11 protein-coding genes are annotated in these 16,368 nt (G+C 43.5%); 8 read left to right on the forward strand and 3 right to left on the reverse strand.

Translation table 11 applies throughout. The annotated features are described in order from the left end of the window. The first annotated feature begins 79 nt into the window (after window positions 1-79). On the forward strand, window positions 80-766 hold the full coding sequence (locus HMAT_RS11375; protein WP_158655777.1) for a class I SAM-dependent methyltransferase: 687 nt from the start codon (window positions 80-82) through the stop codon (window positions 764-766). A 95-nt stretch (window positions 767-861) separates the two neighbouring features. On the opposite strand, the gene HMAT_RS11380 is transcribed toward HMAT_RS11375, so the two are convergent. From HMAT_RS11380 to HMAT_RS11385, 3 genes are read right to left on the reverse strand one after another with little or no spacing between them, the layout of a single operon-like run. After that, the gene (locus tag HMAT_RS11380) at window positions 862-3,063 is read right to left on the reverse strand and encodes a TonB-dependent siderophore receptor (RefSeq protein ID WP_104382807.1); all 2,202 of its coding nucleotides are present in this window, start codon (window positions 3,061-3,063) and stop codon (window positions 862-864) included. A gap of 13 nt (window positions 3,064-3,076) precedes the next feature. Further along, a complete protein-coding gene (locus tag HMAT_RS27260; RefSeq protein ID WP_199768600.1) occupies window positions 3,077-3,241 on the reverse strand; it encodes a hypothetical protein in 165 nt (54 codons plus the stop codon). Continuing rightward, window positions 3,238-4,365: a PepSY domain-containing protein gene (locus tag HMAT_RS11385; RefSeq protein ID WP_104382808.1), complete on the reverse strand. Its 1,128-nt coding sequence runs from the start codon at window positions 4,363-4,365 to the stop codon at window positions 3,238-3,240. Before HMAT_RS11385 ends, HMAT_RS27260 begins: the two co-directional genes overlap by 4 nt. Window positions 4,366-4,732: 367 nt before the next feature. Between HMAT_RS11385 and HMAT_RS11390 the strand changes: the two genes are divergently transcribed. The 7 genes from HMAT_RS11390 (at window position 4,733) to HMAT_RS11420 (ending at window position 16,225) form a co-directional block, all read left to right on the forward strand. After that, window positions 4,733-5,326 carry an RNA polymerase sigma factor gene (locus HMAT_RS11390; protein WP_104382809.1) on the forward strand — a complete coding sequence of 198 codons (594 nt, stop codon included), beginning with the start codon at window positions 4,733-4,735 and terminating at the stop codon, window positions 5,324-5,326. Window positions 5,327-5,445: 119 nt separating this feature from the next. Further along, on the forward strand, window positions 5,446-6,513 hold the full coding sequence (locus tag HMAT_RS11395) for a FecR family protein (RefSeq protein ID WP_104382810.1): 1,068 nt from the start codon (window positions 5,446-5,448) through the stop codon (window positions 6,511-6,513). 150 nt (window positions 6,514-6,663) lie between these two features. Beyond that, window positions 6,664-10,176 (forward strand): TonB-dependent receptor, encoded by a 3,513-nt coding sequence (locus HMAT_RS11400; protein WP_104382811.1) that lies wholly within the window; start codon window positions 6,664-6,666, stop codon window positions 10,174-10,176. 10 nt (window positions 10,177-10,186) lie between these two features. Next, window positions 10,187-11,626, forward strand: coding sequence for a RagB/SusD family nutrient uptake outer membrane protein (locus HMAT_RS11405; protein ID WP_104382812.1), 1,440 nt, complete (start codon window positions 10,187-10,189; stop codon window positions 11,624-11,626). A 25-nt stretch (window positions 11,627-11,651) separates the two neighbouring features. After that, window positions 11,652-12,731: a TlpA disulfide reductase family protein gene (locus HMAT_RS11410; protein WP_104382813.1), complete on the forward strand. Its 1,080-nt coding sequence runs from the start codon at window positions 11,652-11,654 to the stop codon at window positions 12,729-12,731. A gap of 1 nt (window position 12,732) precedes the next feature. Further along, window positions 12,733-13,920 (forward strand): TlpA disulfide reductase family protein, encoded by a 1,188-nt coding sequence (locus HMAT_RS11415; protein WP_158655779.1) that lies wholly within the window; start codon window positions 12,733-12,735, stop codon window positions 13,918-13,920. A 28-nt stretch (window positions 13,921-13,948) separates the two neighbouring features. Then, the gene (locus HMAT_RS11420; protein WP_104382815.1) at window positions 13,949-16,225 is read left to right on the forward strand and encodes a redoxin domain-containing protein; all 2,277 of its coding nucleotides are present in this window, start codon (window positions 13,949-13,951) and stop codon (window positions 16,223-16,225) included. Window positions 16,226-16,368: the final 143 nt, after the last annotated feature.

Below are 16,368 nucleotides of genomic sequence, written 5' to 3' on the forward strand. Positions count from 1 at the left end.
AATTATATTCTTCCTGACATAAAATCAACCATTTGTTCGGGATAATATGGATAAATTTGTAGACATAAAAAATAACGGGATGATTGAAAGAATAGCAACCTATTGGGATGGAAGAAGTGCTTCCTGGCTTAAGGAAAGAGAAGAAGCCTGGTCTCGTCCGGAGACAGAGCGATGGCTTGAGTTTTTTAAATCGGTTCGGAATAAGTTATCAGGAACTAAAGTTCTTGAAGTGGGAACTGCTACTGGTTATTTCGCCAATATTCTGAATCTTGCCGGCTTTGAAGTGACAGCAGTTGATCTATCTCCCCAGATGATCAATTCGGCAAAACAAGTCAGCCAAGACTTACAGCTGAATGTCGATTATAGCATTATGGATGCACAACATCTCCAATTTGAAGATAATACCTTTGATCTCGTTTTCACCCGGTTGATGACCTGGACTATTCCCGATCTGGAGAAATGCTATCGGGAAATGGAGCGTGTGCTCAAACCCGGCGGACGACTGATTAACCTTGATGCGGATTTTGGGAAGATAATATTTAGCGCAGACCGACACGACCAATGTCCTTCCGGTGCCATCGAAGAAGTAAACGAGATCAAGTCGGCATTGGAAATCAGCCAGCACGAACGTCCGGCCAAAGATATCGACCTATTACAAACGATTGGGTTCGGTTCGGTTGAGATTGATGTGTATGCTCAAAACCGTATACTGGAACTTCCATTGACGACCGAAGGACTTTTTATGTTGGAAGCAATAAAAAAATAGCAGCAGGATAGTAGAGCGCAAAAACATTACAGAAAAAAAACAAAAACCCTCATTTTTAATCAGTTGAAGGTTTTTGCTTTTCCAAAAGGAGCCGATTAAAATTTATAACTGAAGCTTCCTAAAACGTTCAACAATCGTTGTGCATTAGCGGTAGTATAGCCGATCCAGTAATGCTCATTGGTTAAATTATCCGCTTTCACCCCAATTCTAAATTTAGGGGTATCATAAAATGCATTGGCATTTAGGACAAAATATTGCGGTAGTTCGAAAGTACCAACTGTCGAATTGATGATTTTATTAGCACTTGCATAGTTGCCACCTACCCCCAGGCCAAGTCCTTTTAGGTGACCATCGAAAAACTGATACGTAGCATTGAAGTTTGCCAGCCAAGGGGAGGAAGCAGTATTCGGTCTTTTGCCTAGCACAGTCGCATCAGTTGTTTCTGTAAACTTCGAATCGTTGTAACTCAGTCCTGCAATAAGAGAGAATCCTTTTACCAGGTAAGCATTAACTTCCAATTCAACTCCGCGGCTATTACGTTTTCCCATCTGTTGTTCGATCGCCCTTCCCTGCGGTGTGTAGCCAATGGTTTGAAGTGTATTCTTCACGTCAATATTATAATAATTAACCGTTGCATTAACCTTACCATGCCATAGATCCGCCTTAAATCCGCCTTCCCATTGATTCGCTCTTTCGGGATCCGAAAGCGAGAGGTTGGAAGCTGTGTCTGAAACAAAATACCCATTGCTTGTAAAGCTGTTTTGGTAATTACCAAATACCGATAATTTATCTTTGATAATTTCATAGACAACTCCTAATTTGGGTGACCAGGCACGCTGTGTGTAATCGGGAGTCTCATTGGATCCTTTTACACCACCTTTAAACTGAATACTCTCATAACGAATTGCAGTCATGACATTCAGTCCCGCGACCGGCGTGATTACATTCGACAGATAGGCGCTATAGGTGTTTGATTTATTTCGCAAAGGCCAGGTCGCGCCGTCCCAAGCGGGCGTATTTCGGATTGTATTATAATATTTCGTAACATAATCTGCATTAAAATTAGTGTAATCCATATCGCCGGTAAACGGGACAAAGTCAATTACTCCAAAATAAAAAAACTGATCATTACGGGTCCGTAGATAATCTCCACCAACAACCGTACGATTGCGCATGTTGCCAATATGAAAGTCAAAATTAAAGTTTTGTTGCAATTGTAGATAACGCTGCTTGCTATCCGCTGTAGACTGATCACCTCGATATAGACCAACTTCTTTATCGTTCACATCGGCACCATAGGATTTTGTGGTAATATAGAAATAAGGGTTAAAACCATTCGAATAGCTCGAAGCACTGTTTATCGAAGTAGACGAGCGAATATATTCATTAATCTTATAATTGACCTGCCCAAAAAGATTGTTTGTACGTCCCGTATTGTAAAGCCCAGACCCCACATAAGATTTTTTGTAATCAAGTCCGGCTTTCTCCAAATCTTTTATACCAGAATAACCAAATTGTGATAGCGGCCCCATCAGGAAGAAATTCTGTTCAGACTGTGCTTTATTGTTGAATAATTCATATTCGACGTTTACATCCAGCTTATCATTTATTTTCCAGGTGAGACTTGGGGTAAAGGCAAAATACTTGTTATGCACCTTCGTATTCTGAAAGTTACCCTCGGTCGTGTAGGCTGTATTCACCCGGAACAACAGTTGTTTATCTTTTGTCAACGGCGCATTAAGATCGGCCTGCGCACGGTAGTAGTTATAACTTCCCGCGGCTACCTGTACATGTGCAGCAAGGCTATCATATGGTTTTTTAGTAACCCGATTGATTACACCCCCATAGGAAGTCACATTACTTCCATACAAGGTGGCGGAAGGGCCTTTCAGCACTTCAATTTTTTCAATATTCACGGCATCTATCGTGCCGCTTACAGGGGCTACCAGTCCATTTCGCATGGAATTATTTGAAATAAATCCACGTAGATTGACGTAGGCTCCGCCATCACCGGCACGTCCGGTCGCGTTCCACATTTTTTGCAAGCCCGTTACATTTCTATAGGCATCATCGACAGTGAAAATAAGTTGATTTTCCAATGCTATTCGGTCAATAGAGGAATAAACCTGCGGATTTTCAATGGCCCTAAGCGGCATTTTATTCGCATATTCACTGTCTTTTTTGATGTAGGCATTGATGATGACTTGATCCATTTTCTGTGTCTTGACAGAATCTTTTTGTTGCGCAAAGGCGGTGATACTTGATAATACAGAAGCACTGAGTATTAACTTCTTCATGATTATGGAAAATTTATTTGTAATAATTTCTGATAATAAGCACTAGCGGAACCGATAACGCAAGCCATCCCAAAAGGTCCAACCAGCCCTCACCCAATAGTGCGGCGATAAGTCCAAAAAGAGATAGTACGGCCAACAGGATTGGCATTCCCCAAAGTTTTAGGAAAGATTTTTTCATGATAGGGGTTCTTTGGCGATAAGTAACTGTTGTTGCTTTTCGGCTCGTCGTCTGGCGACCCAAAGGTATAGACCGGTGACGAGCACAATAATGGTAAAGACATCAAAAACAGCCCATACAATCTTTAAAATGGGGCCGCCATAGTTTCCAAAATGCAATGGTTCGGAAAGAAAAAGAGTATTGACATACCAGGGCATTTCACGGCTATCAGTCACGGATCCCGTTTTTGCATCAATCAATACAGGTTTCAACAGCTTGGAGGTAAGTTCAGTATTGCCACGCATAAAAACTGCGTAATGATGTTTACTGGTAAATGGAGTCCCAGGATAAGCAATGACCGACACTTTCATGTCTTTAACGGTGAGTTCCGCTGCTTTCCGGGCCTCTTCGAGCGAACTGAGTTTACCGGTCAGCGGTTCCTGATTTTTATAGGGAGCAGTCATTTCAGCGAGCTGACCTTGCTGCCAAAGTCCTAAAATCACATCGGACAGCGTGTTGATCACTCCGGTAAATCCAACGACCACCATCCATGCTGTGAGGGCAATACCGAGCAAATTATGTGTGTCCAACCATTGCAGTCTTTTTGATTTATTTTTTCGCACCATCCCAAAATCATATTTCTTCATAATTGGGCCGTATAATACGATGCCGGATACAATAGAAATCATAAATAATATCCCCATCAGTCCCAAAAACAGTTTCCCGAGAATACCCAAAAACATATCCGTATGAAGTTTAAGGATGATGTGCATAAGTCCGTCAGTCTTTGGCGCGCCCAAGATCTCCCCGGTATATTCATTCAGTACGAGGTACTTACTTTTTTCATAAGGAGCATCCGGTCTATCGACCACATCAAATAGGACTTTGTTCTTTTCATTGTCATCCCAGAAAGCATAGCGTACGCTTTCATTTGGATAGTTAGATTCGGCGATATGCGCAAGTTCATCCAAACTAAGTTTCTGTCCCGAAGCCACAGCTTCCTTATTTTCCTCCAAAAGATGCTCAATTTCCTCATGAAAGATTAACGGCAACCCCGTTATACAGAGATATAACAAAAAAATGGTACAGATTAGGCTTGTCCATTTATGCCAGTTAAACCATCGTTTTGCAGTTTTCAATTTCATGGGTAGTTTTTTGCAAATGTATTATTTTTAATCAATCTAAATAATAAAATGTAATAAATTTTCTTACGAGCTCCAACAACGCCCCTAAAATGGCGGATCGCCAACTTCTATTGTAACATGCAAGTGACTGAAACCTCTTTGGCAGCTATTTTCCTCATCTGAAGAAAAGGTCAGATGGGTGCTAACCGTTCATGTGCCATGCGCGCGGCAAGCGAACTCTTTTGCTGATTATTTTCCTGCGGCATGAAAGCGATGTCAAGGAAAGGGATTTGCAACTTTTAACCTGGTCACATCCTATTGGTTCATTTTTTAAAACATTATCGTTTTATATATCCATAATGTTAACTTTGTAGTGGACAAGACATTCATGAGTAAGGATCGCGATATACTGGAAATACAATTGTGGGAAGCGCTACAAAGTGGAGAACAATCCGCTTTACAGCAGTTATACATGTCCTATTACAAAAGCCTGCTGCAATATGGCATGCGGTATACGGAAGATCGGGATACCCTCAAAGACAGTATAAACAACACCTTCCTCTATTTTTGGGAAAAACGCGAAAGCATCGGTACAGCGAATCACGTGGGTAACTATATTTTTAAAAGCTACCAGCGTCAATTGGTTAAAGACCTCGATCGTACAACTAAATTTGAAGCCCTCCACGAAAGCAATACGAACATCGATATCGCTGATGTAGAAGAATTCCAGTTCATTATTAGTCAGGAAGAAAACACCCGTGTTACCATCCTTAAAAATGCGATCCTCCAATTGCCGAAACGACAGCGAGAGCTTGTTTTGCTCCGCTATTATGAAGGCTTGAGCTACGAAGAAATTACGGTGAAAACAAATTTGAGCAAACGTGCGGTTTATAACCAGATTCATAGTGCTATCAATGCCCTAAAAAAAGACACGAATCTTCAGAACCTGAAGCAAATTCTCCCACTACTAATCCTGTTTTAGTCCCTCCCATATAAAAAATAACAAACAGAAAAACAGCAACTTATACTTTTTATCTAAAAATAACTGGTAAAAGCTAATCTTGGCGCGCTCTATCTATATAAACTACTAATTTTTAGACCATGCGTGTATACCAGTCTATTCAGGATTTCATATTGGACGAATCTTTCTTTCGTTATGCCGTACAGCAAGATCCGTCAGAAATCGTGAAATGGGAGAGCTACTTGAAGGATCATCCTGAACAGGGGACACTCATACAGCGCGCCAAACAGGAACTGTTAGCAATGCAGGATGCGCTCTATTTGGTTGACGCCCAACAAAACTATGCGCGGCTTGCCGCGCAGTTGAATCCACCGGTCAGAAACGTCCGATTAAAGAAAAAATGGACCTATTATGCCGCAGCTTCACTTATCCTTTTATGTTTAATCACGGCCTTGTACATCTTCCAATATCATTTCAACAAACCAGAAACTACCGCCTATGTGACGCTGCCCGCTGAAAAGAAAACGATCAAGTTAGCGGACGGTACGCTGATCAAGTTAAACGCGGACAGTAAACTGGATGTCGCAGCTGGATTTGGCAAGACAAACCGTGCGGTTAAACTTGTCGGTGAAGCCTACATGGAAGTTGCGAAGAACAAAGCTTTACCCTTTACCGTAACGACACAAGCGCTGCAAGTGCGCGTATTGGGAACGACAATCAATGTCCGGGCTTATGCCAATGAAGAGCTTACTGCGGCTTCGCTTATTGAGGGTAGTGCAGAAATTATTTTGAAAAACAAATCAGAGGCTCCGATTCTCCTCAAACCCATGGACAAAGTTGTCGCACCGATAAGCAGTCCTCAGGCCAGCATATCAACTGAACTGCCTGTGCATAAAAAACCAGCAGACTATAAACTGGAAAGCGTTACCCACTATGATGCCGAACAACGACTGGCCGAAACTTCGTGGGCAGATCAAAAGCTCGTTTTTGTCAACGAGCCACTTTCTTCAATCGCTAAAACACTGGAACGCTGGTATAATATTAAAATTGAATTCCAAAATTCGGACATCAGTTCCCGGAAATATACCGCTGCATTCGATGATCGTGAAGAGCTGCAAAATGTACTCCAAAGTCTGCGCAGCAGTCTCCCCTTCAACTATCGAAAGATCGGTCCGCGCACCATCAGCATTTACCTAACTAACCCTTAAAACAAAACTATGAAAGCGACAGTGACCTAACCAGACATAAAATAAAAAGGAGCATGCTAGGCATACTCCCAAAATCGTTAATTAACCCAACAGGCTCCGACGGCGAATCTAGGCACTGTTGTCGATTGTTTACATTAACCTTGCAAACTTATGAAAAATAACGCAAATCGCGTTAAGGGAAGATATTACCCTAAACTTTTTAATGCTATCATTCTCGTGAAACTGACCATCATCCTAACCCTGCTGTTCCACCTGACTGCGATAGGTAATTCCTTGGCACAAAATGAACGCGCCACTTTACATCTTTCATCGGTAAAGTTAGGCACGGTGTTAAAAGAAATTGAAAGCCAGACCAAGTATCGCTTTGTTTATGGTGACGATCTCGTCGAAGGTCTGGGCGAAGCATTTGCTGTACACGCCCAAAACCAACCCGTCAAAGATATTCTTGAGGAACTATTGACGAATACCGATCTAAGTTTTCGGATGCATCGGGAGTACCTAATCATTATTTCCAAAGAGGAAAAAGCGGTGAGAACCGCCCAAGCTGGTATTCAGGGACTCGTACGCGATAACCGGGGCCGCCCTTTGCCCGGTGTCACAGTAAACGTTTCCGGAGAAAACAATAATACTGTATTGACCGACCAAAATGGCATTTTTCGGATCCGTGCAGCTGTCGGACAAGTGCTCCGCATATCATATGTCGGCCATATTTCACAAAATATTAAACTCACCGCGGTGCATAGTCGAGAAGGCGTGAATGTAACACTAGAAACTGGCGTAAATACACTGGAGGAGACTGTCGTGGTCGGTTATGGCAGTGTCAAACGCAAGGATCTGACGGGATCAGTTGTCTCCGTGGATGTGAAAGAAATCCGCGATATACCTTTTACCAGCATCGATCAGGCGCTTACGGGAAAAGCAGCCGGTGTACAAGTTATACAGGCAGATGGTTCACCGGGTGGTGTCGCCAAAATCCGCATTCGGGGCGGGACTTCCCTGATGGGTGGTAACGACCCTTTGTATATTATCGATGGCGTACAAATGACCGTACAAAACCGTTACGTGAGCAACTCAGCGGAAGTAGTCAATCCTGTCGACCGTTTTGGATCAGATGATCCTAACAGCGCAGTCTCCGGTTCATTTGCACGCGGGTTAAATAGTCTTGCAGGACTAAACATCAGTGATATTGAAACAATTGATGTATTGAAGGACGCTTCTGCGACAGCAATTTACGGATCCCGCGCAGCCAATGGTGTTGTCATTATCACGACCAAACGTGGCAAACGCGATCAAAAACCAACACTTGAAGCCAATTATTACCATGGTATCAGTAAGCAGCGCCCGATCAAATTACTCGATCGTGACCAATATATTATGGTCATGCAAGAGGCAAACCGCAACCTACTTGATGCCCGAAAGGCGGCTGGCGAGCAGCTCAGCCCGGAAGAACTGGCGGATTTTGATAATCGCATCAATAACCCTAATTTCTATGGTCCAGCGAATACGGATTGGTTGGATCTAGTCACCCGTACGGGCAAATCTGACAATGCTGATCTCTCTGTCAGAGGTGGTGGCAATGCCTCCCAATATTTTATTTCTCTGGGTTATACCGGCAATCAAGGCGCAGTCTTGGGAACTGATTTTCAACGTCTGTCCGGACGGATTAACCTGGACAATGAAATTACCAGTAAACTTCGCACACAGGCAACATTTGGCTATGGGTATACGGTGAATAATATCACAAATGGTCTCTATACACAAGCGCTCTTTGCTCCACCTACCTTCGCAGCCTACAATGCCGATGGCTCTATCGCTAAATATACAGGGGCGTCTATCGGTGGATACGACTATCAAGGTTATCAGAATCCACTTGTTCTGCTTGATGGGATCAATAGAGCAACAAGCCATTCACTTTTAGGATCGGTGGCTGCGGACTATAAGATATTACCTGAACTGATCTTCAGAAGCACGGCTTCAGTCAATTACAATAGTACAAACCAGCGCAATTACGTCACAGGAGATGCATTAATTGCGGCAGCTAACGGCGTAGGAACTTCCAGCCTGGGTACCGGTTCACAATCACAAAATCAATTGTCCGATCTATTTTTTGAGAATACAATAACCTGGGATAAAATCTTTAATGCACAACACCGATTCAATATTGTGGGCGGTACTTCTTGGCAGAAAACCCGCTCCCAGCTCTTTGGCGTTACTGCGCAGGGCTATCCGGACGACAAATATCTCAACAACCTCTCATCTGCTAGTCTTGTGACAGCAGCAGTGGGAACCAGCGGCCAAAATTCCTTACTCAGTTTTTATACGCGAGCACGCTATGCCTGGAAAGACCGCTATATTGTTACCTTTACGGGGCGGTCGGATGCTTCTTCCAAATTTCCAAAAGTAAACCGGACCGGATTTTTCCCTTCTGGAGGGGTCGCCTGGCGCATATCCGACGAGCCCTTTATGAAAAGTCTAAAATGGATCGATGACCTCAAACTCCGCGCGAGTGCCGGTTATACTGGTACGCAAAACATTGGGGACAACATGTTCTATACCTTATACAGTCCTTATTCCTATGGTGGAAAAAGTGCTATGGTGCCTACTCAGTTAGGCAATGAGGCTATTCGTTGGGAATCCACACTACAGAAAGACGCCGGATTGGATATCAGTTTATTTAACGCTAGATTCGGTGCCAGCATTGAGATTTACGAAAAAGCGACCTCCGGCATTTTGTTCACACGCGCCATAGCAGGTAGTTCTTCCTACGGCAGCGTCATCGCCAACCTGGCGAATATCCGCAACCGCGGTCTGGAAATTTCACTTCGTGGCACGTTTATAGATAACAAAGATCTTCACTGGAACGGTGCATTCAATATATCTTTGAACCGCTCTTTGGTCACGAATGTAAACCGTGATTTTACCAACCCAAATGATATTACAGACTATAATCTTGGAAATGCGATCGTTCGTGAAGGCGAACCGCTCGGCCTGATTTATGGGAAGGTATTTACAGGACTTCTGCAAACTCAGGAACAAGTGGATGCCTATAAAGAGAAAAATCAGTATTGGATGTATTTTGATCCTTATTTAGGTATTGGTGATCCTAGCTATAAAATTCCTGAAGGTGAATTTTTCCCAGCAAACGAAATCATTGGGCATGCCGAACCTAAATTTTATGGCGGTTACACAAATAGCATAAGCTATAAAGGCCTTAGTCTGACTACACTGTTCACATTCAGTTATGGGAACGACATTCTATACCAAGGCGACATCCAAAACAATAATGTAAGCAACCGATCAAATAAAACAACGGAAATTTTAGGTCGATGGACTCCCGAGAATCCGACATCTACCCGACCTAGACTCCTTTATGGCCAAAATGGAACGGCTTACACCAATAGCGCCGCAGTCTATGATGGTTCGTTTTTACGCCTTAAATCACTGACGCTGACCTATGCCCTACCCGAAGCATGGCGTAAACGGATTGGTTTACCACAAGCTTCTGTATTTGGCTCAGCAACGAACATCCTGACATGGACTAGTTACCCGGGCGTAGATCCCGAGGTTAGCAATGACCCTTATAGCTTAGTCAATGGGGCAAGTGATCCCGGGACCTTCCCCGCCGTAAAGCAATTTATTCTAGGACTACGTTTTTCACTTTAATGAAAAGAATATGAAAAGAAAATTCATCAATATACTAGTTGGATTAGCCTGTATGTCAAGCGCCCTAAGTCTGATGTCCTGCGAGAATCAGCTCGGAGCGCTGCCTGAAAACGCGAAAGTAGATGGCAATACGGTGTTAGATGCACCAACAGCACGTATAGCGTTAAATGGCGTTTATTTTCGCTTTGCCAATGTCTCCTTAGGAAATAACATCACTCAATGGACAAACAATGAGCGTCTTCCAGCCCAGTTATCCGGGTATATGATCTATGGATATGGTACAGGGGCTGGAGCACCGGAAGATAATCAGATGGTCAGTTCATCCGAGATCTATTGGTCCTATAGCTATGGTATTATAAACGCTGCCAACTCATTGATCGGCGGAATGGATAAATTGCCGCAAGGCCGCATTCCCACAGCCGAACGTGAACCGATTGAGGCAGAGGCTCGTTTTTTAAGAGCATATGGACATTTTAAACTACTGACTTTTTATGGTCAATGGTTTGATCATTCAAGTCCTTATGGTGTATTATTGCGCGACGAGGCAGTGACCATCGGTAATATTCCCAAGGCCCGCTCCTCCGTTGCTGAAAGCTATACTTCTATTTTGCAAGATCTTGATTACGCGATTGCACACTGTCCTGCGGAAAATGAAAAATTTTATGCAACTATTTGGACGGCAAGAGCGCTAAAGGCCCGTGTTCTTATGTGCCGTGGTCAGGCGGGAGATTACGCCGAAGTCATTAAACTCACAGATGCCATTATCAATGAGAGTCCTTATCGGCTTGAACCTTTAGCCAAGGATATTTTCCGGACCAAGGGAGCTAGCAGCACCGAAGTTATGCTGACCGTTTCGCCTCAACCCAACCAGCCAGCTTACGCCTATAGTCGCAGCCGGCAGTTTTATCCCGGCGCCTCATCCTTGTACTGTGCGACACAAGGTTTACGCGATCTGCTAACAGCTGACCCAAGGCAGGAATGGATGGTCGGCAGTTTTCGTAAAAATTATGCCAACTATTTTTTTACCAAATATATTGCTGAAGGCACGGTACCCACCGTTGTTTCCGAAACCTATTATGCGATCCGGCTAACTGAAATACACCTACTCAAAGCCGAAGCGCTGCTCCGAAATAACGGGTCTATCCCTCACGCTAAAGCAATATTAAAAGAAATTGGTACACACAATGGGCTATCCGATTTTTCAAAGCTTGACGCATTGACCACTCGTGAAGATATGCTTCGTTACAATTTTGAAGAGACCTCCAAAAGCTTGGTCGCAGAGGATGGACAGGAATGGTTATGTCTGCTACGCTTACCACTAACGACCGTGACAGCCATCCGGCCCAAACTAACCAATAAACAACAGTATATCCTCCCGGTTCCAAAAAGTGAATTTGCAGACAATGCAAAATTTGGCGAACAAAATCCAGGTTACAACATTGACTTATAGTATTTTATAAAAAAAAGACAAGAATATGAACTACAAAAAATATATCGTTAGCGCATTGTTGCTTACGATAACAATAGGATGTTTCGCACAAAAAGCAAAAGTATCCGGTTTGATCAAAGGTATCGGCGACGCACAGGTATCCATCAGTTATTTAAAAGATGGTAAAATGAAAAATGATACGGTCAAATTCAAAAAAGACCGATTCATCTGGGAGGCTGAGCTGCCGGAACCTCAGAAAGTTTATTTCATGTTTCCTTCACGTTACGCTGAACTTTTTCTGGAAGCCGGACAAATTAACATCACTGGGCACGCCGATTCGCTTCATCTGCTAAAAGCAAAGGGCAGTAAAATTCAAGCTGAGGCCGAACGCTATCAGGCAACCCTAAAAGATCTGGAACAACGCTCTTCCCCCCTTTATCAGAAATGGGGCAAGGTAACCGAAGCGGAACAATTAAAACTGGAGCAGGAACTTGACCAAATCGGTGACGAACGCCGTTCTAGAGCAGCAGCCTATATTGCTGCACATCCAAAGAGTGCCTATAGTTTGAGTTTGGTTTCCGATCGATCGGCGATGGGAAGCTACGAAGAGGTAAAACCACTTTACGATGTACTGGACAAAAGTGTGATGACAACGGCAACGGGAAAGCAGCTTACCCAACGCTTGGAGGTACTTAAGCGAAGTGCACTTGGGGCGACGATATTAGATTTCACTCAAAACGACCCCGAGGGCAAAGCCATCAGTTTCAACGACTTTAAAGGAAAATATGTCCTTATCGACTTTTGGGCAAGCTGGTGTGGTCCTTGTCGCGCCGAAAATCCAAATGTTCTGAAAGCTTACAACAAATACAAAGATAGCAACTTTACCGTTGTGGGCATTTCCCTGGATGACAATGCTGAAAAATGGAAAAAGGCCATCAAAGACGATGGCATGCCCTGGTCACAGGTATCTTCGCTTAAAGGTTTCGAAAATGAGGTCTCTACCTACTACGGCATCCAAGGGATACCAAGTACACTACTAGTCGATCCTGACGGAAAAATTATTGCGCGCAACCTTCGTGGTGCCTCGCTGCAACAAAAATTAAGTGAAATTTTTAATGGTCAATAAAATGAGATATACCTTGCTATCCTGTTTAGCCCTCATCTTTATCCAGGGCTGTGTTCGTCCGAAATCCGATGACAAATATACCTTAAGTGGACAGATCAAAGGCATTTCAATGGGGACAATCAAGTTACAACGGCTCGATGATTCTACAAGACAGTCGATCACCATAGACAGTGCACAAATTCAAAACGGTGCTTTTAAGCTCATGGGCACCATCAGTCGTCCCGAAATGATGTCAATTAATATTGAACCCGGCAACTGGTCGGCCACCTTATTTATTGAATCGGGCGATCTTCGGTTACAAGCTGACACCAGTGGATCCAACCATTACGATTATACAGCCTACGGTGAGGGTAAAGGTGCCATCTTACAAAACTTTAGCCTGAGTGGCTCAGAAAATCAGTCGGTTTTCAATGCTTTTGAAAATCATCCCAAAAGTCTTGCGGCTAAAGCGATGTTCAAAGCGCTCAATAAAAAATATGAGGCGGCGGCTAGACCCGAAGATAAAGAAATCATCCGTGCTGAAATGGAAACGTATGCTGAAAAACAAAAAATTTGGGAGTTGCATTGGATTGACAGTATCTCACAACAACATCCAACACTCGTGGCCGGAGCGTACCTGCTCCAGCGTTATCAGCTCTTTAACGAATCTATGCCCGTTGCGGAGCTTGACAAACGTCTGAAAGTCTTCCAATCGCCTGCCAGGGAATCTAGTTATGTAAAAAACCTACAAAACAAGGTAGAGCTAAAAAAATCCCTATTGCCTGGAAAACAAGCTCCAGACTTCAAGGCCTTGAAACCAGACAGCAGCGACTTTCAGTTGTCCAGTTTACGAGGTAAATACGTTCTATTGGATTTTTGGGCCAGCTGGTGTGTTCCATGTCGCAAGGCCATCCCACATTGGAAAGAAGCATACAAAACTTTTCACGACAGAGGTTTAGAAATTGTCGGTGTCACCAATGATAGCCGCTGGCCCGACTGGTTCAAGGCTCTTGAACAGGAAAAAATGCCCTGGATTCAGGTAGCTGACGATTTTCCGATCAAAAATAGTCCCGCACGGATTGCTACTTTGTACGATATCCCAAGTCTGCCGACCTACATCCTGTTAGACAAAGAAGGGAAAATTATTATACATACGACATCAAAAGAAGAAATGGATAACCAACTGAAAGCAACATTCAACACGTTATAGCCAAGAAATTCAAATAGACCATAGCAACATGAAAAAGAGCACACTATCATTTCTATTTTTGGCACTGGCCACGCAGGCCTTCGCCCAAAAAACAAATACTATACTGACCGGTAAATTAAACAATCTACCTAAAGAGGAATGGATTTATCTTTCTGGATTCGGAAATGGACAGAAGGATTCAGTCCAGCAGACCGAAAAAGGGTTCCGGTTTGATCTGGACATTCCTGAAGGCGAAGGTGATTTTTACATCTTTCAGGTGGGAAAAATGAAACCTACCGGGGAGATGAATGGTGCCTTTATTTTTTTGGAAAAAGGCAAATTAAATATCAGCGGCAAAAGTCCCCTGTTGAGAGAAGCTAAATACAGTGGGGGCAAACTCGCAGATTATTACAATAGCTTTCAGCAGCGCCCAAAAGTGACAGGACTGGATGACCTGTATGCGCAATTTGGCGAAGCCCGGAAGAGCAAAGATCAGGATAAAATGACGGCATTGCGAAAAGAGATAGACCGCAAGAATGCAGAACAGGCCAACTTGGACAAAGCTTTCGTCCTAAAACACAAAAACAGTCCGGCCATTGTTTATCCGATGTTCTTTACACTGCGTAATGGTGAAGAGCTAGCGATGTTAGACGAACTCCTGCAGCAAGTGAGCACGCAAGCAAAAAATAATGTTCCCATTAAAGCAATAGAACACAGTATTAAAACGGATAAATTAACCGGTGTTGGCCGTACGGCATTAGCCTTTACACAGGCAGACACTTTGGGCAAGAAAGTATCCTTGGATGACTTTAAGGGCAAATACCTGCTAATCGACTTTTGGGCCAGCTGGTGTGTCCCCTGCCGCATGGAAAATCCGAATGTCGTCAGTGCGTATCAGCAATATAAAAACAAAAACTTCACTGTATTAGGCATCTCCTTCGATTATCCAGGACAACAAAAAAGATGGCTCGATGCAATTCACAGCGACAATCTCCATTGGACGCAGCTTTCGGACCTCAAGGGCTGGAAAAACGAAGTTGGGGTTTTATATGATATCAAATCCATTCCCTCCAACCTTTTGATCGACCCCAAAGGTGTTATTATTGCCAAGAACCTCCGTGGTGAAGACCTCGACAAAAAACTGGCAGAGCTCCTCGGCGACCCCGCCATGGATAAAAACACCTTTGTTGTTAAAGGTGCAATTGACAACCCGGAGAAAGCATCCTGGTTTCATATCCGTTATACCAATAGCATGGGCAAAACAGTATCCGATAGCACACAAATTTTCAACGGAGTATTCAGTTACCTTGGTGACGTACAGTCCCCGACCCAGGCTATGGGCTATTTCAATGATGGCAAAAGTGGCCCACCACAGACATATGATAGCTATCTCAGTTTTTATGTTGAATCTGGAGTCCTACAGGCTCGCGGCAATGCCAGTCGCCCCAAAGAAATTATATTGTCAGGATCAAAAACGCAAGACGAATATAACACCTATAACAGTTTGATCAAGGCCGAACTACTGACGCTAAAGCCATTAAATGAGTCGTACAACAAAAAAAACATGGAGTACATCGCACTAAAGAAACAAGGTGCGACGGAAACTATACTTAATGCCAAACTTGACGAGCTTGAAAAGATCAAAGAAGATATGTCGCCTACGCAACAGATCATACGTGACAAGCAGTTATCTTATATCAAACAACATCCCAATTCACCTGTGTCTGCCGCGCAGCTACGTTATTTTGTCAGTGGCCTTGATCTGACAGAACTGCAAAGCATCTACGGGCAGATGGGACCAGAAATCAGAAACTCTGCTGAGGGGAAAGAACTGGCGGAGGAAATTACAAAGTTAAAATCCGGCTCTCCAGGAAGTCCGGCTACCGATTTTGCGGGCGTAGACATTCACGGCAAGGCGCTCAAATTATCCGATTATCGCGGTAAATATGTATTGCTGGATTTTTGGGCAAGCTGGTGCGTCCCTTGTCGCAAAGGCAATCCGCACCTTTTACAACTTTATAGCAAATACAAAAGGAAAGGTTTTGAAATCATCGGTGTTTCGGATGATGACAGTAATCCAAAAGCCTGGAGAAAAGCTGTCGATCAGGACAAGATCGGTATTTGGAAACATGTATTACGAGGTTTAAAGACAACAGCACAAGGTGATTTTGACAAATCCGAAGATCGGTCCGAAGCCTATGGTATCCATACCCTTCCCACCAAAATTCTCATCGATCCGAATGGTATGATCGTTGGCCGTTATGGGGGTGGAGGCGGAAGTGATGAAGATTTAGACGCTAAGCTAAAAACAATTTTTAAACTATAATATAGAGGCCGTAATGAACATGTAGTTCTTTACGGCTTCCTACTTTAGTCATCCCTGTCCTTCCCACATCCACTCTTATTTCTTCGCTGGTGAGTGAATCGAATGCGCTGTTTTTTTTTCTATTTTTATAACGATCAGACATC

It is taken from the genome of Sphingobacterium sp. HMA12 (genome assembly GCF_002933815.1).
Classification (GTDB): domain Bacteria; phylum Bacteroidota; class Bacteroidia; order Sphingobacteriales; family Sphingobacteriaceae; genus Sphingobacterium.

Bases quoted from the DNA above. Each gene is read 5' to 3' on its own strand.
- HMAT_RS11375 (WP_158655777.1), top strand. From the start codon at position 80: ATGATTGAAAGAATAGCAACCTATTGGGATGGAAGAAGTGCTTCCTGG.
- HMAT_RS11380 (WP_104382807.1), bottom strand. From the start codon at position 3,063: ATGAAGAAGTTAATACTCAGTGCTTCTGTATTATCAAGTATCACCGCC.
- HMAT_RS27260 (WP_199768600.1), bottom strand. From the start codon at position 3,241: ATGAAAAAATCTTTCCTAAAACTTTGGGGAATGCCAATCCTGTTGGCC.
- HMAT_RS11385 (WP_104382808.1), bottom strand. From the start codon at position 4,365: ATGAAATTGAAAACTGCAAAACGATGGTTTAACTGGCATAAATGGACA.
- HMAT_RS11390 (WP_104382809.1), top strand. From the start codon at position 4,733: ATGAGTAAGGATCGCGATATACTGGAAATACAATTGTGGGAAGCGCTA.
- HMAT_RS11395 (WP_104382810.1), top strand. From the start codon at position 5,446: ATGCGTGTATACCAGTCTATTCAGGATTTCATATTGGACGAATCTTTC.
- HMAT_RS11400 (WP_104382811.1), top strand. From the start codon at position 6,664: ATGAAAAATAACGCAAATCGCGTTAAGGGAAGATATTACCCTAAACTT.
- HMAT_RS11405 (WP_104382812.1), top strand. From the start codon at position 10,187: ATGAAAAGAAAATTCATCAATATACTAGTTGGATTAGCCTGTATGTCA.
- HMAT_RS11410 (WP_104382813.1), top strand. From the start codon at position 11,652: ATGAACTACAAAAAATATATCGTTAGCGCATTGTTGCTTACGATAACA.
- HMAT_RS11415 (WP_158655779.1), top strand. From the start codon at position 12,733: ATGAGATATACCTTGCTATCCTGTTTAGCCCTCATCTTTATCCAGGGC.
- HMAT_RS11420 (WP_104382815.1), top strand. From the start codon at position 13,949: ATGAAAAAGAGCACACTATCATTTCTATTTTTGGCACTGGCCACGCAG.